Annotated in this window: 17 protein-coding genes and 3 tRNA genes; 19 read left to right on the forward strand and 1 reads right to left on the reverse strand. The window is 56.9% G+C overall.

All coding sequences use genetic code 11. The features are described 5' to 3' along the window. Positions 1 to 23 precede the first annotated feature (23 nt). From carB to AACY18_RS17235, 3 genes are read left to right on the forward strand one after another with little or no spacing between them, the layout of a single operon-like run. Positions 24 to 3,245 (forward strand): carbamoyl-phosphate synthase large subunit, encoded by a 3,222-nt coding sequence (carB, locus tag AACY18_RS17225; protein WP_339431692.1) that lies wholly within the window; start codon positions 24 to 26, stop codon positions 3,243 to 3,245. Positions 3,246 to 3,247: 2 nt separating this feature from the next. Further along, a complete protein-coding gene (greA, locus tag AACY18_RS17230; RefSeq protein WP_339431773.1) occupies positions 3,248 to 3,724 on the forward strand; it encodes a transcription elongation factor GreA in 477 nt (158 codons plus the stop codon). Positions 3,725 to 3,752: 28 nt separating this feature from the next. Then, entirely contained in the window at positions 3,753 to 4,157 is a 405-nt protein-coding gene (locus AACY18_RS17235; RefSeq protein WP_339431693.1) for an MFS transporter, read from the forward strand. A 9-nt stretch (positions 4,158 to 4,166) separates the two neighbouring features. Here AACY18_RS17235 and AACY18_RS17240 read toward each other — a convergent pair whose 3' ends face one another. Next, positions 4,167 to 4,475 carry a YhbY family RNA-binding protein gene (locus tag AACY18_RS17240; RefSeq protein ID WP_339431694.1) on the reverse strand — a complete coding sequence of 103 codons (309 nt, stop codon included), beginning with the start codon at positions 4,473 to 4,475 and terminating at the stop codon, positions 4,167 to 4,169. A 101-nt stretch (positions 4,476 to 4,576) separates the two neighbouring features. On the opposite strand from AACY18_RS17240, the gene rlmE reads away from it, so the two are divergent. The 16 genes from rlmE to AACY18_RS17320 all read left to right on the forward strand — a co-directional run bounded on the left by rlmE (position 4,577) and on the right by AACY18_RS17320 (position 20,114). After that, the gene (gene rlmE / locus AACY18_RS17245) at positions 4,577 to 5,206 is read left to right on the forward strand and encodes a 23S rRNA (uridine(2552)-2'-O)-methyltransferase RlmE (RefSeq protein ID WP_150617091.1); all 630 of its coding nucleotides are present in this window, start codon (positions 4,577 to 4,579) and stop codon (positions 5,204 to 5,206) included. Between the two features lie 203 nt (positions 5,207 to 5,409). Continuing rightward, on the forward strand, positions 5,410 to 7,317 hold the full coding sequence (gene ftsH / locus AACY18_RS17250) for an ATP-dependent zinc metalloprotease FtsH (protein ID WP_221730609.1): 1,908 nt from the start codon (positions 5,410 to 5,412) through the stop codon (positions 7,315 to 7,317). Positions 7,318 to 7,325: 8 nt separating this feature from the next. After that, complete coding sequence (gene folP / locus AACY18_RS17255; RefSeq protein WP_339465472.1) at positions 7,326 to 8,177, forward strand: dihydropteroate synthase; 852 nt, start codon at positions 7,326 to 7,328, stop codon at positions 8,175 to 8,177. A 16-nt stretch (positions 8,178 to 8,193) separates the two neighbouring features. Then, positions 8,194 to 9,531 carry a phosphoglucosamine mutase gene (gene glmM, locus AACY18_RS17260; protein ID WP_339431696.1) on the forward strand — a complete coding sequence of 446 codons (1,338 nt, stop codon included), beginning with the start codon at positions 8,194 to 8,196 and terminating at the stop codon, positions 9,529 to 9,531. A 65-nt stretch (positions 9,532 to 9,596) separates the two neighbouring features. Further along, entirely contained in the window at positions 9,597 to 10,352 is a 756-nt protein-coding gene (gene tpiA, locus AACY18_RS17265; protein ID WP_016986498.1) for a triose-phosphate isomerase, read from the forward strand. 4 nt (positions 10,353 to 10,356) lie between these two features. Next, positions 10,357 to 10,743 carry a preprotein translocase subunit SecG gene (gene secG, locus AACY18_RS17270; RefSeq protein ID WP_095191056.1) on the forward strand — a complete coding sequence of 129 codons (387 nt, stop codon included), beginning with the start codon at positions 10,357 to 10,359 and terminating at the stop codon, positions 10,741 to 10,743. Positions 10,744 to 10,765: 22 nt separating this feature from the next. Beyond that, a tRNA-Leu gene (locus AACY18_RS17275) sits at positions 10,766 to 10,851 on the forward strand. A 97-nt stretch (positions 10,852 to 10,948) separates the two neighbouring features. After that, a tRNA-Met gene (locus AACY18_RS17280) sits at positions 10,949 to 11,025 on the forward strand. A 139-nt stretch (positions 11,026 to 11,164) separates the two neighbouring features. Continuing rightward, positions 11,165 to 11,623: a ribosome maturation factor RimP gene (gene rimP / locus AACY18_RS17285; protein ID WP_007915250.1), complete on the forward strand. Its 459-nt coding sequence runs from the start codon at positions 11,165 to 11,167 to the stop codon at positions 11,621 to 11,623. A 47-nt stretch (positions 11,624 to 11,670) separates the two neighbouring features. Continuing rightward, positions 11,671 to 13,152: a transcription termination factor NusA gene (gene nusA / locus AACY18_RS17290; RefSeq protein ID WP_221730613.1), complete on the forward strand. Its 1,482-nt coding sequence runs from the start codon at positions 11,671 to 11,673 to the stop codon at positions 13,150 to 13,152. Positions 13,153 to 13,179: 27 nt separating this feature from the next. Beyond that, the gene (gene infB / locus AACY18_RS17295) at positions 13,180 to 15,711 is read left to right on the forward strand and encodes a translation initiation factor IF-2 (RefSeq protein ID WP_339431697.1); all 2,532 of its coding nucleotides are present in this window, start codon (positions 13,180 to 13,182) and stop codon (positions 15,709 to 15,711) included. 159 nt (positions 15,712 to 15,870) lie between these two features. Beyond that, on the forward strand, positions 15,871 to 16,272 hold the full coding sequence (gene rbfA, locus AACY18_RS17300; RefSeq protein ID WP_095191053.1) for a 30S ribosome-binding factor RbfA: 402 nt from the start codon (positions 15,871 to 15,873) through the stop codon (positions 16,270 to 16,272). Positions 16,273 to 16,276: 4 nt separating this feature from the next. Beyond that, positions 16,277 to 17,194 (forward strand): tRNA pseudouridine(55) synthase TruB, encoded by a 918-nt coding sequence (truB, locus tag AACY18_RS17305; protein ID WP_339431698.1) that lies wholly within the window; start codon positions 16,277 to 16,279, stop codon positions 17,192 to 17,194. Positions 17,195 to 17,336: 142 nt separating this feature from the next. Then, positions 17,337 to 17,606: a 30S ribosomal protein S15 gene (gene rpsO, locus AACY18_RS17310; protein ID WP_003177875.1), complete on the forward strand. Its 270-nt coding sequence runs from the start codon at positions 17,337 to 17,339 to the stop codon at positions 17,604 to 17,606. Positions 17,607 to 17,801: 195 nt separating this feature from the next. Continuing rightward, positions 17,802 to 19,907 (forward strand): polyribonucleotide nucleotidyltransferase, encoded by a 2,106-nt coding sequence (gene pnp / locus AACY18_RS17315; protein ID WP_221730616.1) that lies wholly within the window; start codon positions 17,802 to 17,804, stop codon positions 19,905 to 19,907. A gap of 131 nt (positions 19,908 to 20,038) precedes the next feature. Then, positions 20,039 to 20,114: transfer RNA gene (locus tag AACY18_RS17320), tRNA-Thr, on the forward strand. The last annotated feature ends 85 nt before the right edge of the window (positions 20,115 to 20,199 follow it).

Below are 20,199 nucleotides of genomic sequence, written 5' to 3' on the forward strand. Positions count from 1 at the left end.
CTGCGGATTTGAGTGACAAACCCATGCCAAAACGTACAGACATTAAAAGCATCCTGATTCTTGGCGCTGGCCCGATCGTTATCGGCCAGGCTTGCGAATTCGACTACTCCGGCGCCCAGGCCTGCAAGGCCCTGCGCGAAGAGGGTTACCGCGTCATCCTGGTGAACTCCAACCCGGCCACCATCATGACCGACCCGGACATGGCTGACGCCACGTACATCGAACCGATCAAGTGGCAGACTGTTGCCAAGATCATCGAAAAAGAACGTCCCGATGCAGTGTTGCCAACCATGGGCGGCCAGACTGCTCTGAACTGCGCCCTGGATCTGGAGCGCGAAGGCGTTCTGGAGAAGTTCGGCGTGGAGATGATCGGTGCCAACGCCGACACCATCGACAAGGCTGAAGACCGTTCGCGTTTCGACAAGGCGATGAAATCCATCGGCCTGGCCTGCCCGCGTTCCGGTATCGCCCACAGCATGGAAGAAGCCAACGCAGTCCTCGAGACGTTGGGTTTTCCGTGCATCATCCGTCCGTCCTTCACCATGGGCGGCACTGGTGGCGGTATCGCTTACAACCGTGAAGAGTTCGAAGAAATCTGCGCCCGTGGTCTGGACCTGTCGCCAACCAAAGAGCTGCTGATCGACGAATCCCTGATCGGCTGGAAAGAATATGAAATGGAAGTTGTCCGCGACAAAAAGGACAACTGCATCATCGTCTGCTCGATCGAAAACTTCGACCCGATGGGCGTGCACACCGGTGACTCGATCACTGTCGCCCCGGCTCAGACCCTGACCGACAAGGAATACCAGATCCTGCGTAACGCCTCCCTGGCGGTACTGCGCGAGATCGGCGTCGAGACCGGCGGTTCCAACGTTCAATTCGGTATCTGCCCGAACACTGGCCGTATGGTCGTGATCGAAATGAACCCGCGTGTATCGCGTTCCTCGGCGCTGGCTTCGAAAGCCACCGGTTTCCCGATCGCCAAAGTCGCGGCCAAACTGGCTGTGGGTTACACCCTCGACGAACTGTCGAACGACATCACCGGTGGGAAGACCCCGGCGTCCTTCGAGCCGTCCATCGACTACGTCGTGACCAAGCTGCCCCGCTTCGCCTTCGAGAAATTCGCCAAGGCTGACGCACGCCTGACCACGCAGATGAAATCGGTCGGCGAAGTCATGGCTATCGGCCGTACCTTCCAGGAATCCCTGCAGAAAGCCCTGCGCGGTCTGGAGGTTGGTGTTTGCGGTCTGGACGAGAAGCTCGACCTGAGCAATCCGGAAAGCATGAGCGTGCTCAAGCGCGAACTGACTGTGCCGGGCGCCGAGCGTATCTGGTACGTGGCAGACGCCTTCCGTGCGGGCATGACTGTCGAAGACATCTTCGGCATGAACATGATCGACCCGTGGTTCCTGGTGCAGATCGAAGATCTGATCAAGGACGAAGAGAAGGTCAAGACCCTCGGTCTGTCCGCTATCGACCGCGACCTGATGTTCAAGCTCAAGCGCAAAGGCTTCTCCGATCAGCGTCTGGCCAAGTTGCTGGGCGTTACCGAGAAAAACCTGCGCACTCACCGTCACAAGCTGGAAGTGTTCCCGGTCTACAAGCGCGTTGACACCTGCGCGGCCGAGTTCGCCACCGACACTGCTTACCTGTACTCGACTTACGAGGAAGAGTGCGAAGCGGCGCCGTCCGGTCGCGACAAAATCATGATTCTGGGCGGCGGTCCGAACCGTATCGGTCAGGGTATCGAGTTCGACTACTGCTGCGTTCACGCGGCCCTCGCTCTGCGCGAAGACGGTTACGAGACCATTATGGTCAACTGCAACCCGGAAACCGTGTCCACCGACTACGACACGTCCGACCGTCTGTACTTCGAGCCGGTAACGCTGGAAGACGTGCTGGAAATCTGCCGCGTCGAGAAGCCCAAAGGTGTGATCGTCCAGTACGGCGGCCAGACTCCGCTGAAACTGGCTCGTGCTCTGGAAGCTGCCGGCGTACCTATCATCGGCACCAGCCCTGACGCCATCGACCGCGCTGAAGACCGTGAGCGCTTCCAGCAAATGGTTGAGCGTCTGAACTTGCGTCAGCCGCCAAACGCCACCGTGCGTAGCGAAGACGAAGCTGTTCGCGCTGCTGCGAAGATCGGTTATCCGCTGGTGGTGCGCCCGTCCTACGTGCTGGGCGGTCGCGCAATGGAGATCGTCTACAAGGAAGACGAGCTCAAGCGTTACCTGCGTGACGCGGTGCAGGTGTCCAACGACAGCCCGGTGCTGCTCGATCACTTCCTCAACTGCGCCATCGAGATGGACGTTGATGCGGTCTGCGACGGCAAGGACGTGGTGATCGGCGCGATCATGCAGCACATCGAACAGGCTGGCGTTCACTCCGGTGACTCCGCGTGCTCGCTGCCGCCTTACTCGCTGCCGGCGCACATCCAGGACGAGATGCGCGAACAGGTCAAGAAAATGGCCCTGGAGTTGGGTGTTGTCGGCCTGATGAACGTGCAGTTGGCGCTGCAAGGAGAAGACATCTACGTCATCGAGGTGAACCCGCGCGCTTCCCGTACCGTACCGTTCGTCTCCAAGTGCATCGGTGTTTCCCTGGCGATGATCGCGGCTCGCGTGATGGCCGGTAAAACCCTGAAAGAAATTGGTTTCACCAAGGAAATCATCCCGAACTTCTACAGCGTGAAAGAGGCGGTCTTCCCGTTCGCCAAATTCCCTGGCGTTGACCCGATCCTCGGCCCAGAGATGAAGTCCACTGGTGAAGTGATGGGTGTCGGCGACACCTTCGGCGAAGCTTTCGCCAAGGCCCAAATGGGTGCCAGCGAAGTGCTGCCGACCGGCGGTACTGCATTCATCAGCGTGCGTGACGACGACAAGCCACTGGTTGCAGGCGTAGCCCGTGATCTGATCAACTTGGGCTTCGAAGTGGTCGCGACTGCCGGCACTGCCAAGCTGATCGAAGCTGCGGGCCTGAAAGTGCGCCGTGTGAACAAGGTGACCGAGGGGCGTCCGCACGTGGTCGACATGATCAAGAATGACGAAGTCACTCTGATCATCAACACCACTGAAGGTCGTCAGTCGATCGCCGACTCCTACTCCATTCGTCGTAATGCCTTGCAGCACAAGATTTACTGCACCACCACCATTGCTGCTGGCGAAGCTATCTGTGAAGCGCTGAAATTCGGTCCTGAAAAAACCGTGCGCCGCTTGCAGGATCTACACGCAGGATTGAAGGCATGAGCATAATCAAGTACCCAATGACTGTTCAGGGCGCTCGCGCCCTGGAAGAAGAGCACACTCACCTGACCAAGGTCGTTCGTCCAAAGCTTAGCCAGGACATCGGTACGGCCCGCGAGTTGGGTGACTTGAAGGAAAACGCTGAATACCATGCCGCTCGTGAACAGCAAGGCATGGTCGAAGCGCGGATTCGTGATATTGAGGGCCGGATTCAGAATCAGGTGATCATCGATGTCACGACGATTCCTCATACCGGTAAAGTTATTTTCGGCACCACCGTTGAAATCGCTAATGTCGAAACTGATGAAAGCGTCACTTACCACATCGTGGGTGAGGATGAGGCTGACTTCAAACTCGGCAAGATTTCAGTCGGTTCTCCTCTTGCTCGAGCTTTGATCGGCAAGGAAGAGGGTGATGTGGTTGCTGTGAAAACGCCAGGTGGCGTTATCGAGTATGAGATTGTCGAAGTCCGTCACATCTGAAACCGGGCGCCCGCTACGCGCGGGCGCCATGCTTTGGCAGCTGACCCAGATGTTGTGGGTCGGTGGTCTTTGGTTGATTCATTTTGGTTTGCAGCCGGCGTTGGGCCAGATTGGCCTGGCGCAGTTGCTGATTGATGAAATCGCCAGTGCATTTGAAGTGCTGGTGGTGGGCTTTTCCGCCGCATGCTTGATTTTTCAGGCCTTGGTGCTGGTGCAGGCCGAGGGCCTTGGCAGTCTATGGCAAGATTTTCGCGGGCAGGTGCTGTTGATGGCGTTGAATGCGTGTGCGATGTTTGTCGCCGTGCGTATCGGCTGGCCGGATGCTCAGCGCTGGCAGGTATTCAGTTATCTGGTTCTGGGGTTTTCCGGGTTGGTGCTGGTGCTGCAGCCGGTACCTGGATGGAGTGGCAGGGTGCGCGAAGCACACCCTTGACCCTTGTCATCACTTGAAGCGATGAACGTTCGACAGCTGCTTGTTGACGCTGAAGTTCTTGCGGTAAACCAGTGCCATCTTGCCGATGACCTGTACCAGGTCAGCCTTGCCGACCTTGCACAGTTCTGCGATGTGCGCCAGGCGCGACTCGCGATCAAGGATGTTGAGCTTGATTTTGATCAGCTCGTGATCCGCCAATGCGCGTTCAAGTTCGGCTATAACACCTTCAGTCAAACCGTTGTCAGCCACAGTCAAGACTGGTTTCAGATGGTGGCCAATGGATTTGTACTGTTTCTTCTGCTCTTGAGTGAGCGGCATAATCTGACCCTTTCGTCTGGATTCTGTAAAATGGCGGCCATTTTACCCGAGGGTTCGTGGATCCGCCCAATTAATCACGACCCTTATCATCGAGGTGCCCAATGGCGCGTTCCAAGACAAGCCTTGGTTGGCTGAAAAGACATGTCAATGATCCCTATGTGAAGCAAGCGCAGAAGGATGGCTACCGCTCGCGTGCGAGTTACAAGCTTCTGGAGGTTCAAGAGAAATACAAGCTGATCCGTCCGGGCATGAGTGTTGTCGATCTGGGGGCTGCGCCTGGTGGCTGGTCGCAGGTTACTAGCCGGCTGATCGGTGGTCAGGGGCGTCTGATTGCCTCGGACATCCTGGAAATGGACAGTATTCCGGACGTGACCTTCATTCAGGGCGACTTCACCGAGGACGCAGTACTCGCGCAGATCCTGGATGCCGTCGGTAATTCGCAGGTAGACCTTGTGATTTCCGATATGGCCCCCAATATGAGTGGTACACCTGAAGTGGACATGCCCAAAGCCATGTTCCTTTGCGAGTTGGCGCTTGATCTGGCGGAGCGGATACTCAAGCCGGGTGGTAATTTCGTAATCAAGATTTTTCAGGGCGAAGGGTTTGATGTTTACCTGAAGGATGCCCGCAAGAAGTTCGACAAGATCCAGATGATCAAACCGGATTCTTCTCGTGGCAGCTCCCGCGAGCAGTACATGCTGGCTTGGGGTTATCGCGGGCGTAGTGAGTAAAACGGGTTTTTTTCACGGGGGTGATAGGTTTTTCGTATTTTGCCCCGAGCGCTTTAGCGAATATTGTGTAGAAAGTGTTTCACAAAGGGTTACAGACGGCGCCTGCCAGAGTTGTAGGTAATGTAGTAAGTTAGGCCGGTGAATATCATGCGAAGCGCGCGCCAGTAGCGGAGCTTGCTTCAGAGGGTAGTTAATTGAACGATATGGCAAAGAATTTGATCCTGTGGTTGATCATCGCGGCTGTCCTGGTGACGGTGATGAACAACTTCTCCAGCCCTAACGAGCCGCAGACCCTCAACTATTCCGACTTCATCCAGCAGGTCAAGGATGGCAAGGTCGAGCGCGTAGCGGTTGATGGCTATGTGATTACCGGCAAGCGCAACGACGGCGACAGCTTCAAGACCATTCGTCCCGCTATTCAGGACAATGGCCTGATCGGTGATCTGGTCGATAACCACGTTGTGGTTGAGGGCAAGCAACCTGAGCAGCAGAGCATCTGGACCCAGCTTCTGGTAGCCAGCTTCCCGATCCTGGTGATTATCGCGGTGTTCATGTTCTTCATGCGCCAGATGCAGGGCGGCGCTGGCGGCAAGGGCGGACCGATGAGCTTCGGCAAGAGCAAGGCGCGCCTGCTCTCCGAAGATCAGGTCAAGACTACTTTGGCTGACGTTGCCGGTTGCGACGAAGCCAAGGAAGAAGTGGGTGAGTTGGTAGAGTTCCTGCGTGATCCGGGCAAGTTCCAGCGTCTGGGTGGTCGTATCCCTCGTGGCGTGCTGATGGTGGGGCCTCCGGGTACCGGTAAGACTTTGCTGGCCAAGGCTATCGCTGGCGAAGCCAAAGTGCCTTTCTTCACCATTTCCGGTTCTGACTTCGTCGAAATGTTCGTCGGTGTCGGTGCCAGCCGTGTGCGTGACATGTTCGAGCAGGCGAAGAAACATGCGCCTTGCATCATTTTCATCGACGAAATCGACGCTGTCGGTCGCCACCGTGGCGCCGGCATGGGGGGTGGTCACGACGAGCGTGAGCAGACCCTCAACCAGTTGCTGGTTGAGATGGACGGCTTCGAAATGAATGACGGCATCATTGTGATTGCTGCAACCAACCGTCCTGACGTACTCGATCCGGCATTGCTGCGTCCGGGCCGTTTCGACCGTCAGGTTGTGGTCGGCCTGCCAGATATTCGTGGTCGCGAGCAGATTCTCAAGGTTCACATGCGCAAAGTGCCAATGGGTGACGACGTTGCTCCGGCCGTTATCGCTCGCGGTACTCCAGGCTTCTCCGGTGCCGACTTGGCCAACCTGGTCAACGAAGCGTCGCTGTTCGCTGCTCGTAGCGGCAAACGCATCGTCGAGATGAAAGAGTTCGAGCTGGCCAAAGACAAGATCATGATGGGCGCCGAGCGAAAATCGATGGTCATGTCCGAGAAAGAAAAGCAGAACACTGCTTATCACGAAGCTGGCCACGCCATTGTCGGTCGTGTTGTGCCTGAGCATGACCCGGTCTACAAGGTTTCGATTATCCCGCGCGGTCGTGCGTTGGGTGTGACCATGTTCCTGCCGGAAGAAGATCGTTACAGTCTGTCCAAGCGTGCGCTGATCAGCCAGATTTGCTCGCTGTACGGTGGCCGTATCGCTGAAGAAATGACCTTGGGCTTCGACGGTGTAACCACTGGTGCTTCCAACGACATCATGCGTGCCAGTCAGATTGCGCGGAACATGGTGACCAAGTGGGGCCTTTCGGAAAAACTCGGTCCGTTGATGTACGCCGAAGAAGAGGGTGAAGTGTTCCTCGGGCGTGGTGGTGGCGGTCAGGGCGCCAGTTTCTCTGGTGAGACTGCGAAGCTTATCGATTCCGAAGTGCGCAGCATTATTGATCAGTGCTACGGCACGGCCAAGCAGATCCTCACGGATAATCGTGACAAGCTGGATGCAATGGCTGACGCGCTGATGAAGTATGAAACGATTGATGCTGAGCAGATCGACGACATCATGGCCGGTCGCACGCCTCGCGAGCCTCGCGATTGGTCGGGTGGTGCGGGTACGCCGCCGCCTCCTGTCGTTCAGGATGAGCGTCCGGAAAAACCGATTGGCGGTCCGGCTGCTGATGTTTAAGGTTTGAAATGACTTCTGTACAGTCCCTGACCCGGTTGCCTTGCGGCAACCGGGTTCTTGATTTTTCCCAGACGCATGTCATGGGTATTCTCAATGTAACTCCCGATTCCTTCTCTGACGGTGGCCGTTACAGCCAGCTCGACGCGGCCTTGCGCCACGCTGAAGCCATGGTCGCCGCAGGTGCGACGCTGATCGATGTGGGTGGCGAGTCCACCCGTCCTGGCGCTCGTACGGTTTCGCCGCTGGAAGAGCTTGAGCGCGTGGCGCCAATCGTCGAGCTGATCAATCGCGAACTTGATGTCATCATCTCGGTCGATACGTCGACTCCGGCGGTGATGCGCGAAACTGCGAGACTGGGTGCCGGATTGATCAATGATGTGCGGTCACTGCGGCGCGATGGTGCATTGGATGCGGCGGCGGCTACGGGGTTGCCGGTGTGTCTGATGCATATGCTGGGTGAGCCTGGTGATATGCAGGATGATCCGCGCTATCAGAATGTCACTCGGGAAGTGAGCGAATTTCTCGCTGAGCGGATGGCTCAATGCGCGTTGGCAGGTATTGCTGCCGAGCGTGTCATACTTGATCCTGGTTTCGGATTCGCCAAAACCCTGGAGCACAACCTAAGCTTGTTCAAGCATATGGAGGCTCTGCATAAGCTAGGTCGACCTTTGTTGGTTGGTGTATCTCGGAAAAGCATGATTGGTCACGCCTTGAATCGTCCTGTGGGCGAGCGTCTGCATGGTGGTCTCGCACTGGCTGCGCTCGCGTCAATCAAGGGCGCACGTATATTGCGCGTCCATGATGTGGCGGAAACGGTAGACGTGGTGCGGATGATCGCGGCCGTTGAGTCGGCTGAATAAGAACGATGGAGCAGTTATGAGCAAGAAATACTTCGGTACTGACGGCATTCGTGGTCGAGTCGGGGAATATCCGATTACTCCTGACTTCATGCTCAAGCTCGGCTGGGCTGCTGGCATGGCGTTCCGCAAGATGGGCGCCTGCAAAGTGCTGGTTGGCAAAGACACGCGCATCTCCGGTTATATGTTTGAATCGGCGCTTGAAGCTGGACTGACTTCGGCGGGGGCGGATGTAATGCTGCTTGGTCCGATGCCGACGCCGGCCATTGCCTATCTGTCGCGCACGTTCCAGGCTGAAGCCGGCATCGTGATCAGTGCTTCGCACAACCCGCATGATGATAACGGCATCAAATTCTTCTCAGGTAAAGGCACCAAGTTGCCGGATGAGCTGGAATTGATGATCGAAGAGTTGCTCGACACACCAATGACCGTGGTCGAGTCGAGCAAGATCGGCAAGGTGTCGCGGATCAATGACGCCTCTGGTCGTTACATTGAATTCTGCAAAAGCAGTGTGCCAACCGGTACCAATTTCGCCGGTCTCAAGATCGTCATCGACTGCGCTCACGGTGCGACCTATAAAGTTGCGCCGAGTGTTTTTCGTGAGCTGGGCGCCGAGGTCGTGGTGCTGTCAGCCCAGCCAAATGGTCTGAACATCAACGACAATTGCGGCTCCACTCATATGGGGCAGTTGCAGGCGGCGGTGCTGGCTGAGCACGCTGATCTGGGTATTGCTTTTGACGGGGATGGTGATCGCGTCCTGATGGTTGACCACACGGGGGCGATTGTTGACGGTGATGACCTGCTGTTCATCATTGCTCGCGATCTGCAGGAGCGTGGAAAGCTGCAAGGAGGAGTGGTAGGCACCCTGATGAGTAATCTCGGTCTGGAGCTGGCCCTTGCCGATCTTTCGATTCCATTCGTTCGCGCCAATGTCGGCGACCGTTATGTGATTGCTGAGTTGCTTGAGCGTAACTGGTTGGTCGGTGGTGAGAACTCAGGGCATATCGTCTGTTTCAATCACACCACGACCGGTGACGCGATCATTGCTGCTCTGCAAGTGCTGATGGCGCTCAAAACGCGTAACGAAGGTCTGGCGTTAGCTCGACAAGCTTTGCGCAAGTGTCCTCAGGTGCTGATCAATGTGCGTTTCGGTGGAGGTGAAAGTCCGCTGGAACATCCGGCTGTCAAGGAGGCCAGCGCGCGCGTCACTCAGGCAATGGCCGGTCGCGGACGTGTGCTTTTGCGCAAGTCCGGCACAGAGCCTTTGGTGCGTGTGATGGTTGAAGGGGAGGATGCAACCCAGGTTCGCAGCTATGCCGAAGAGCTGGCAAAACTGGTAACTGAAGTTTCTGCCTGATTCGGCTTGCCAGCCATGATTGTGTTGGGTAACATCTGCGCCCACTTTGACCGACGAGGTACAGCATGCGTCGCCCTATGGTAGCTGGTAACTGGAAGATGCACGGTACCCGCGCCAGCGTCGCTGAGCTGATCAACGGGCTTCGTCATCTGGCCTTGCCAAGCGGTGTTGATGTCGCGGTATTCCCGCCTTGCTTGTATATCAATCAAGTGATTGATGGCTTGAAAGGCAAATCGATTTCGGTCGGTGCGCAGAATTCTGCGGTGGAATCCATGCAAGGTGCATTGACCGGTGAGATTGCACCGAGTCAGTTGGTGGATGCAGGTTGTTCCCTTGTGCTTGTCGGGCACTCCGAACGCCGCCAGATAATGGGCGAGCGAGACGGGATGCTGAATCGCAAGTTCGCAGCGGCACAGGCATGTGGCTTGATTCCGGTGTTGTGTATAGGGGAAACCCTGGAGCAGCGCGAAGCTGGAAAAACTCTTGAGGTTGTCGGGCGTCAGCTGGGCAGCATCATCGAGGAGCTGGGTGTAGGTGCTTTTGCCAAGGCAGTCATCGCTTACGAGCCTGTCTGGGCCATTGGTACCGGACTGACTGCAACGCCGCAACAGGCTCAGGATGTGCATAAAGCCATTCGCGAACAGTTGGCGGCAGAGAATTCTGAGGTCGCACGAGGTGTGCGGCTTCTATACGGCGGCAGCGTGAAGGCGGCCAATGCGGTCGAACTGTTCGGCATGCCGGATATCGATGGGGGGCTCATTGGTGGAGCTTCCCTGAATGCAGATGAGTTCGGTGCGATTTGTCGCGCCGCGGGAAACTGAAAAAATGCTGGAAACAGTCGTAGTCGTTTTTCATCTGCTGGGTGCATTGGGCGTAGTTGCTCTGGTTTTGCTGCAGCAGGGTAAGGGTGCGGACGCTGGTGCGTCTTTCGGAGCAGGTGCTTCAAATACTGTGTTCGGAAGCCAAGGTTCCTCTACCTTTCTTAGTAAGTTTACTGCTATACTTGCCGCCGGTTTCTTCATAACCAGCTTGGGGTTAGGTTACTTTGCTAAAGAGAAAGCTCATGAGCTGACTCAAGCAGGTTTGCCAGATCCAGCAGTGTTGGAAGTGCCTAAGCAGCAACAACCGGCTTCTGATGATGTACCGGTGCTTCAAGAGCAAAAGTCGGCTACTCCAGCGACTGACGTACCTCCAGCTCAAGAGCAGAAGTAAGAAGGGTTTCAAACGTAGTTTTGCCGAGGTGGTGGAATTGGTAGACACGCAACCTTGAGGTGGTTGTGCCCATAGGGTGTAGGGGTTCGAGTCCCCTTCTCGGTACCAATTAGTCAAGAGAGCCCGCTGTTGCGGGCTTTCTTGCAGGTGGAAGGTTACATTGACCCTGCAAGGGATCGGTCGTATACTTCCGCCCCAGCTTTGTCGCGGGGTGGAGCAGTCTGGTAGCTCGTCGGGCTCATAACCCGAAGGTCGTCGGTTCAAATCCGGCCCCCGCAACCAGTTTAAGGAGCCCCTTTTAAGGGGCTTTTTGTTAGCTGGATACTTTCGACGCCGCTGTTCGGCGGCGTTTCAAGGATGGGCGTTAGGCCCATTTTTTTATTTTGCATAGCATGCACATATCATGCACTAGGGGGTTCAGGTGTCGAGCAAGCTAGAAGAGTTGCAGGCCTTGCTGGCCCCGGTGGTCGTGGCCCTAGGCTATGAATGCTGGGGTATTGAGTTTTCGGCTCAAGGTCGTCACTCGATGTTGCGCGTTTATATCGATAAAGAGGGTGGCGTGCTGGTGGACGATTGCGCCATTGTCAGCCGTCAGATCAGCGGTGTACTGGATGTTGAAGATCCAATCTCCGTTGAATACACCCTCGAAGTTTCCTCGCCTGGCATGGAGCGCCCACTGTTCACTCTTGAGCAGTTTGCAAAATTTGCCGGTGAACAAGTGAAGATCAAGCTGCGCTCGCCTTTTGAAGGTCGACGCAACTTTCAGGGCCTTCTGCGCGGTGTAGAAGAGCAGGATGTCGTGGTGCAGGTAGATGACCACGAATTCCTGTTGCCGATCGATATGATCGACAAGGCCAACATTATTCCCAGTTTTGACTGAGACGCGGATCCCGCGGATCCAATGGCTTGCGAAAGGCGAGGCGTACGATGAGCAAAGAAGTACTGCTGGTTGTTGAGTCGGTATCCAATGAAAAGGGCGTACCGGCAAGCGTAATTTTTGAAGCGCTGGAGCTGGCTCTGGCCACTGCTACCAAAAAGCGTTTTGAAGACGAAGTTGACCTGCGTGTGGAAATTAACCGCCACACCGGTTCTTACGAAACTTTCCGTCGCTGGACGGTCGTCGAAGAAAACGATCTCGACGATCCGGCTATCGAAACTTGGCCGAGCAAGGTTGCTGAAACGCATCCTGGCGCCAATGTCGGCGACGTTGTTGAAGAAAAGATCGAGTCCATCGAGTTCGGCCGCATTGCTGCACAGACTGCCAAGCAAGTCATCGTGCAGAAAGTGCGCGAAGCCGAGCGTGCTCAAGTGGTCGACGCCTATCGCGAGCGCCTGGGAGAAATCATCTCCGGCACCGTGAAAAAAGTCACCCGCGATAACGTGATCGTCGACCTGGGCAATAACGCTGAAGCGTTGCTGGCCCGTGAAGACATCATCTCTCGCGAAACTTTCCGCGTCGGCGTGCGTTTGCGCGCGCTGCTCAAGGAAATCCGCACCGAGAACCGTGGCCCGCAGTTGATCCTGTCGCGTACCGCGCCGGAAATGCTGATCGAGCTGTTCCGTATCGAAGTGCCGGAAATTGCCGAAGGTCTGATCGAAGTCATGGCTGCGTCCCGTGATCCGGGTTCGCGTGCCAAGATCGCCGTCCGCTCCAAGGACAAACGCATCGACCCGCAGGGCGCTTGCATTGGTATGCGCGGTTCGCGCGTCCAGGCAGTGTCGGGTGAGTTGGGCGGTGAGCGTGTTGATATCGTCCTGTGGGACGACAACCCGGCTCAGTTCGTGATCAACGCCATGTCCCCGGCCGAGGTTGCGGCAATTATCGTTGACGAAGATGCCCACGCCATGGACATCGCAGTTGGCGCAGACAATCTGGCTCAGGCCATCGGTCGCGGTGGTCAGAACGTGCGTCTGGCGAGCCAGTTGACTGGCTGGACCCTGAACGTGATGACCGAATCGGACATCCAGGCTAAGCAGCAAGCAGAAACCGGCGACATCCTGCGCAACTTCATCGACGAGCTGGAAGTCGACGAAGAGCTGGCTCAGGTGCTGGTTGATGAAGGCTTCACCAGCCTGGAAGAGATTGCCTACGTACCGTTGGAAGAAATGCTCAACATCGACGGCTTTGACGAGGACATCGTCAACGAGCTTCGCGCTCGTGCCAAGGATCGCTTGTTGACCAAAGCCATCGCTACTGAGGAAAAGCTGGCAGACGCCCATCCGGCCGAAGACCTGCTCTCGCTTGAGGGTATGGACAAGGATTTGGCGATGGAACTGGCGGTGCGCGGCGTAATTACCCGCGAAGACCTGGCCGAGCAGTCTATTGACGACCTGCTCGACATCGACGGCATTGACGATGATCGTGCCGGCAAGTTGATCATGGCCGCCCGAGCCCACTGGTTCGAGTAATTAGGCGCGGCCTGAGGAGAGAAGTGCATGACGCAAGTCACGGTGAAACAACTGGCCGATGAGGTCAAAACACCGGTAGAGCGCCTGTTGCAGCAGATGCGTGAGGCAGGTCTGCCGCACACCGCCGCCGAAGAACATGTGACTGACAGTGAGAAGCAATCTTTGCTGACTCACTTGAAGAGCAGCCACAAGGCGAAAGTGGAAGAACCACGCAAGATCACGCTGCAGCGTAAAACCACCAGCACCCTGCGTGTGGCTGGTAGCAAGAGCATCAGCGTTGAAGTTCGCAAAAAGAAAGTTTTCGTACAGCGTAGCCCGGAAGAAATCGAAGCCGAGCGCAAGCGTGAACTGGATGAACGTCGCGCAGTAGAAAATGCTGCGCGTCAGAAGGCTGAAGAAGAAGCCAAGCAACGCGCCGAAGAAGAAGCGCGTCGCCAGCCTGCTGCTGCCAAAACCGCTACCAACGACGCCGTTTCGGCGCCGGCTGCAGCTGCCCAGCCAGTACGCGAAAGCGCACCGGTGGCCGCCGCTGCTCCAGCACCGTCTGCTGACGTTCGTAACAAGCAGAACGAACAGCGCCGTCCGGACAAACCACGTGCCGACGACAACAATCGTCGCAGTGGCGGTGGTGACGGCGAGCGTAAAAACGCTCCGCATCGCGCATCGGTCAAAGAGAAAGCGCCAGCACCACGTGTCGCGCCACGTACTACCGACGAAGAGAGCGATGGCTTCCGTCGTGGTGGTCGCGGCAAGTCCAAGCTGAAGAAGCGCAACGCTCACGGTTTCCAGAGCCCAACCGGCCCTGTCGTGCGCGATGTGCAGATCGGCGAGACCATCACCGTTGGCGATCTCGCCAATCAGATGTCGGTCAAGGCTGCTGAAATCATCAAGTTCATGTTCAAACTGGGTACTCCAGCGACCATCAACCAGGTGCTTGATCAGGAAACTGCTCAACTGGTAGCCGAAGAACTGGGCCACAAAGTGACCCTGGTCAGCGACACCGCTCTGGAAGATTCCCTGGCCGAGTCCCTGAAGTTTGAAGGTGAGTCGTTCTCCCGTGCGCCAGTCGTGACCGTAATGGGCCACGTTGACCACGGTAAGACCTCGCTGCTCGACTACATTCGTCGTGCCAAGGTTGCTGCGGGCGAAGCCGGCGGTATCACCCAGCACATCGGTGCGTACCACGTTGAAACCGAACGCGGCATGGTCACCTTCCTTGATACCCCAGGTCACGCCGCGTTTACCGCAATGCGTGCCCGTGGTGCCAAGGCGACCGATATCGTGATTCTGGTGGTTGCAGCCGACGACGGCGTAATGCCGCAGACCATTGAAGCTGTTCAGCACGCTGTAGCGGCTGGCGTTCCACTGGTGGTTGCAGTGAACAAGATCGATAAGCCGGGTGCTGATCTTGATCGCATCCGTAGCGAACTGTCGGTTCACGGTGTGACGTCGGAAGAGTGGGGCGGTGATACGCCGTTCGTACCGGTTTCGGCGAAAGTCGGTACTGGCGTGGACGAACTGCTCGAAGCCGTATTGCTGCAGGCTGAAGTTCTCGAACTGAAAGCGACTCCTTCGGCTCCAGGCCGTGGTGTCGTGGTTGAATCGCGTCTCGACAAAGGTCGTGGCCCGGTTGCAACCGTGCTGGTCCAAGACGGTACCCTGCGCCAAGGCGACATGGTGCTGGTCGGTTCGAACTATGGTCGCGTTCGCGCCATGCTCGACGAGAACGGCAAGCCAATCAAGGAAGCCGGTCCTTCCATCCCTGTCGAGATTCTCGGCCTGGACGGTACCCCGGACGCTGGCGACGAGATGAGCGTAGTGGCTGACGAGAAGAAAGCCCGTGAAGTGGCTCTGTTCCGTCAAGGCAAGTTCCGCGAAGTCAAACTGGCTCGCGCTCACGCCGGCAAGCTGGAAAACATCTTTGAAAACATGGGTCAGGCCGAGAAGAAGACGCTCAACATCGTCCTCAAATCCGACGTCCGTGGTTCGCTGGAAGCGTTGAACGGTGCCTTGAATGGCCTGGGCAACGACGAAGTGCAAGTGCGCGTAGTCGGCGGCGGTGTCGGTGGTATCACTGAATCCGACGCCAACCTGGCACTGGCCTCCAACGCTGTACTGTTCGGCTTCAACGTGCGTGCCGATGCTGGCGCACGGAAGATCGTCGAGCAGGAAGGTCTGGATATGCGTTACTACAACGTGATCTACGACATCATCGAAGACGTCAAGAAAGCCCTGACCGGTATGCTCGGCAGCGATGTTCGCGAGAACATCCTGGGTGTTGCCGAGGTGCGTGACGTGTTCCGTTCGCCGAAGTTTGGCGCGATCGCTGGTTGCATGGTGATCGAAGGTGTTGTGCACCGTAACCGTCCGATCCGTGTACTGCGTGAAGACATCGTTATCTTCGAAGGCGAGCTGGAATCCCTGCGCCGCTTCAAGGATGACGCTTCCGAAGTACGTGCCGGCATGGAATGCGGTATTGGCGTCAAGAGCTACAACGACGTCAAAGCTGGCGACAAGATCGAAGTTTACGAGAAGGTTCAGGTTGCTCGCAGCCTCTAACTCGCGCACTTCAGGAGCCGTGATGGTCGGCCGCACTGCAATGTGTGGCGCATCACTCGGACTCTAAACGCAACGCCCGGTCTGGCTTCTGTCAGGCCGGGCGTTTGCCGCTTTCAGACCTTGCGGGTTTCACCGTAGGGCAGTAACAGGTAACAAATCATGGCAAAAGAATACAGCCGCACCCAACGTATCGGCGATCAGATGCAGCGTGAGCTGGCCCAACTGATCCGTCGTGAAGTCAAAGATCCGCGCGTCGGCCTGGTCACCATTACCGCTGTGGAAGTCAGCCGTGACGTCGGTCACGCGAAGATCTTCATCACCGTGATGGGGCAGGACAATGCCGAAGACATCGCGCAAAGCATCAAGGTACTGAATGCCGCCGCAGGTTTCCTGCGTATGCAACTGGCCCGCGAAATGAAGTTGCGCAGCGTGCCGCAATTGCACTTCCACTACGACGAAAGCGTCGTGCGTGGTGCGCACCTGTCGGCCCTGATCGAGCGCGCCGTGGCTGAAGACAATCAGCACCCGGCAGTTGCTGAACCTGAAGACACCAAGGAGTAATTCGGTGGCTCAGGTCAAACGTATCCGTCGTAACGTCAGCGGTATCATCCTGCTCGACAAGCCGCTGGGGTTCACCTCCAACGCCGCGTTGCAGAAGGTTCGCTGGTTGCTCAACGCCGAAAAGGCTGGGCATACCGGCAGTCTCGATCCGCTGGCCACTGGCGTTTTGCCGCTGTGCTTCGGCGAGGCCACCAAGTTTTCGCAATATCTGCTCGATTCCGACAAGGGTTACGAAACCCTGGCGCAACTGGGCAAGACCACCACCACGGCAGACGCCGAAGGTGAGGTTTTGCAGGAGCGTCCGGTGACCGTTGGTCGCACCGATGTCGAGGCGGTTCTGCCGAAATTTCGCGGTCAAATCAGTCAGATACCGCCGATGTACTCGGCGCTCAAGCGAGATGGTCAGCCGCTGTACAAGCTGGCTCGTGCAGGCGAAGTAGTGGAGCGCGAACCGCGTTCTGTTACTATTGCGCGCTTGGAATTACTGGCCTTCGAGGGCGATACTGCGCGCCTTGCGGTGGATTGCAGCAAGGGCACCTATATTCGCACCCTGGTGGAGGATATCGGTGAGCAACTCGGTTGTGGTGCGTACGTCGCAGAATTGCGCCGTACCCAGGCCGGGCCTTTCACCCTGGCGCAGACCGTGACTCTCGAAGAGCTGGAAGCAGTACATGCCGAAGGCGGCAACGAAGCGGTCGACCGTTTCCTGATGCCATCGGACAGCGGCCTGCTGGATTGGCCGTTGCTGCAGTTCTCGCAAGCGAGTGCGTTCTACTGGCTTAACGGCCAGCCGGTTCGTGCTCCGGATGCTCCGAAGTTCGGCATGGTGCGGGTACAGGATCACAATGGTCGCTTCATCGGTATCGGTGAAGTGAGCGAAGACGGGCGCATCGCGCCACGTCGCTTGATTCGGTCAGAATGACCGGAACCGGCCTGTGTAACAGCAGGTCGGCGAGTGTGGCTGTTAACAGGCACGGTCACGACTCATTTATAGATACAGGGATTTGTCCCTGGCCTGTTGAAGCTGTTTCCTTGAAACAGTTTCCTGATAAAAGGATTGCCTCATGGCTCTCGACGTTCAAGAAAAAGCTCAAATCGTTGCTGACTACCAGCAAGCTGTTGGTGACACTGGTTCGCCAGAAGTGCAAGTTGCACTGCTGACCCACAACATCAACAAACTGCAAGGTCACTTCAAGGCCAACGGTAAAGATCACCACTCCCGTCGTGGTCTGATCCGCATGGTTAACCAGCGCCGCAAGCTGCTGGACTACCTGAAAGGCAAGGATCTGGGTCGTTACCAGACTCTGATCGGTCGCCTGGGTCTGCGTCGCTAATCAGCGATTGCGCTATGAGGTTGGTTGTCTGTCAGGCGTCAGCGGTTTACCGCTGGCGCCTTGCAGGCTCCCAGCCTCAAGTTTTATCTGGATACACGTTTTACCCTGGACAGGCGTTGGGCCGACTCCCGACATTGCCCAAGAATTTCGCAAGAAACCAGTTCCCCCAAGAGCCACAAAAGAAGGTAGGACACCGTGAACCCGGTAATCAAAAAATTCCAGTTCGGTCAGTCGACCGTTACCCTCGAGACTGGCCGTATCGCCCGTCAGGCCTCCGGCGCAGTATTGGTCACCGTTGACGACGACGTCAGCGTATTGGTGACTGTTGTTGGTGCCAAGCAAGCCGATCCGGGCAAGGGCTTCTTCCCTCTGTCCGTTCACTACCAGGAAAAGACTTACGCTGCCGGTAAGATCCCTGGCGGTTTCTTCAAGCGTGAAGGCCGTCCTTCCGAGAAAGAAACCCTGACTTCCCGACTGATCGACCGTCCGATCCGTCCGCTGTTCCCAGAAGGTTTCATGAACGAAGTGCAGGTTGTCTGCACCGTCGTTTCCACCAGCAAGAAGACCGATCCGGACATCGCTGCGATGATCGGTACCTCGGCTGCCCTGGCCATTTCGGGTATCCCGTTTGACGGCCCGATCGGCGCCGCTCGTGTAGCTTTCCACGAAAGCACCGGCTACCTGCTGAACCCGACTTACGAGCAACAAGCTGCTTCGAGCCTGGACATGGTCGTTGCCGGTACTTCGGACGCTGTGCTGATGGTTGAGTCGGAAGCCAAAGAGCTGACCGAAGACCAGATGCTGGGCGCGGTACTGTTTGCTCAAGACGAGTTCCAGGTTGTGATCAACGCCGTTAAAGAACTGGCTGCCGAAGCTGCCAAGCCAACCTGGACCTGGGCGCCTGCTCTAGAAGCCACCGAGTTGCTGGGCGCGATCCGTGCCGAATTCGGCGAAGCGATCTCCCAGGCTTACACCATCACCATCAAGGCTGACCGCTACGCACGTCTGGGCGAGCTGAAAGACCAGGTTGTTGCCAAGCTGTCCGGCGAAGAAGGCCAGCCTTCTGCCAGCGAAGTCAAAGCGGCTTTCGGTGAAATCGAATACCGCACCGTTCGCGAAAACATCGTAAACGGCAAGCCACGTATCGACGGCCGTGACACCCGTACCGTACGTCCGCTGAACATCGAAGTCGGCGTTCTGCCGAAGACCCACGGTTCGGCTCTGTTCACCCGTGGCGAAACCCAGGCTCTGGTCGTCGCGACGTTGGGCACCGCCCGTGACGCACAGCTGCTGGATACCCTGGAAGGCGAGAAAAAAGACCCGTTCATGCTGCACTACAACTTCCCTCCGTTCTCGGTGGGCGAGTGTGGTCGCATGGGTGGCGCTGGTCGTCGTGAAATCGGTCACGGCCGTCTGGCCCGTCGTTCGATTTCGGCCATGCTGCCTGCCGCTGACGTGTTCCCGTACACCATTCGCGTGGTTTCGGAAATCACTGAATCCAACGGTTCGAGCTCGATGGCTTCCGTTTGCGGCGCTTCCCTGGCCCTGATGGACGCTGGTGTGCCGATGAAGGCACCGGTTGCCGGTATCGCCATGGGTCTGGTTAAGGAAGGCGAGAAATTCGCAGTCCTGACCGACATCCTGGGCGACGAAGACCACTTGGGCGACATGGACTTCAAAGTAGCCGGTACTGCCAAAGGCGTTACCGCACTGCAGATGGACATCAAGATCAAGGGCATCACCGAAGAGATCATGGAAATCGCTCTGGGCCAAGCCCTGGAAGCGCGCCTGAACATCCTCGGTCAGATGAACCAGATCATCGGTCAGTCGCGTACCGAACTGTCGGCCAACGCTCCGACCATGATTGCGATGAAGATCGACACCGACAAGATCCGTGACGTTATCGGTAAAGGTGGCGCCACCATCCGTGCGATCTGCGAAGAAACCAAGGCTTCGATCGACATCGAAGACGACGGTTCGATCAAGATCTTCGGCGAAACCAAGGAAGCGGCTGAAGCAGCTCGTCAGCGCGTTCTGGGTATCACCGCTGAAGCCGAGATTGGCAAGATCTACGTTGGCAAGGTTGAGCGCATCGTCGACTTCGGCGCATTCGTCAACATCCTGCCGGGCAAGGATGGTCTGGTTCACATCTCGATGCTGAGCGATGCTCGTGTTGAGAAAGTGACTGACATTCTGAAAGAAGGTCAGGAAGTGGAAGTGCTGGTACTGGACGTGGATAACCGCGGCCGTATCAAGCTGTCCATCAAAGACGTGGCAGCGGCCAAGGCTTCGGGCGTTTAAACACCCCGCAGCGTTAGCGCAATAAAAATGCCCCGCCGTGAAAACGGCGGGGCATTTTTTTGTCTGTTGAAATCAACCGTACCAAGTCCCGAGTTGCCGGACCTCAAGAGCGGTGCTAGGTTTAGCCCACCGCCCGTGTAGCTCAGCCGGTAGAGCAGCGCACTCGTAACGCGAAGGTCGCAGGTTCGATTCCTGTCTCGGGCACCAGTAAAATAAGGGCTTCCCGGCGACTGATCGATTTTTATAAATGCTTGTGACAGCAGGGTGACAGCATTCCGCTCCATAACGTGGT

Source organism: Pseudomonas sp. EA_65y_Pfl2_P74, from assembly GCF_963970575.1.
In the GTDB taxonomy this organism is placed as follows: domain Bacteria; phylum Pseudomonadota; class Gammaproteobacteria; order Pseudomonadales; family Pseudomonadaceae; genus Aquipseudomonas; species Aquipseudomonas baetica_A.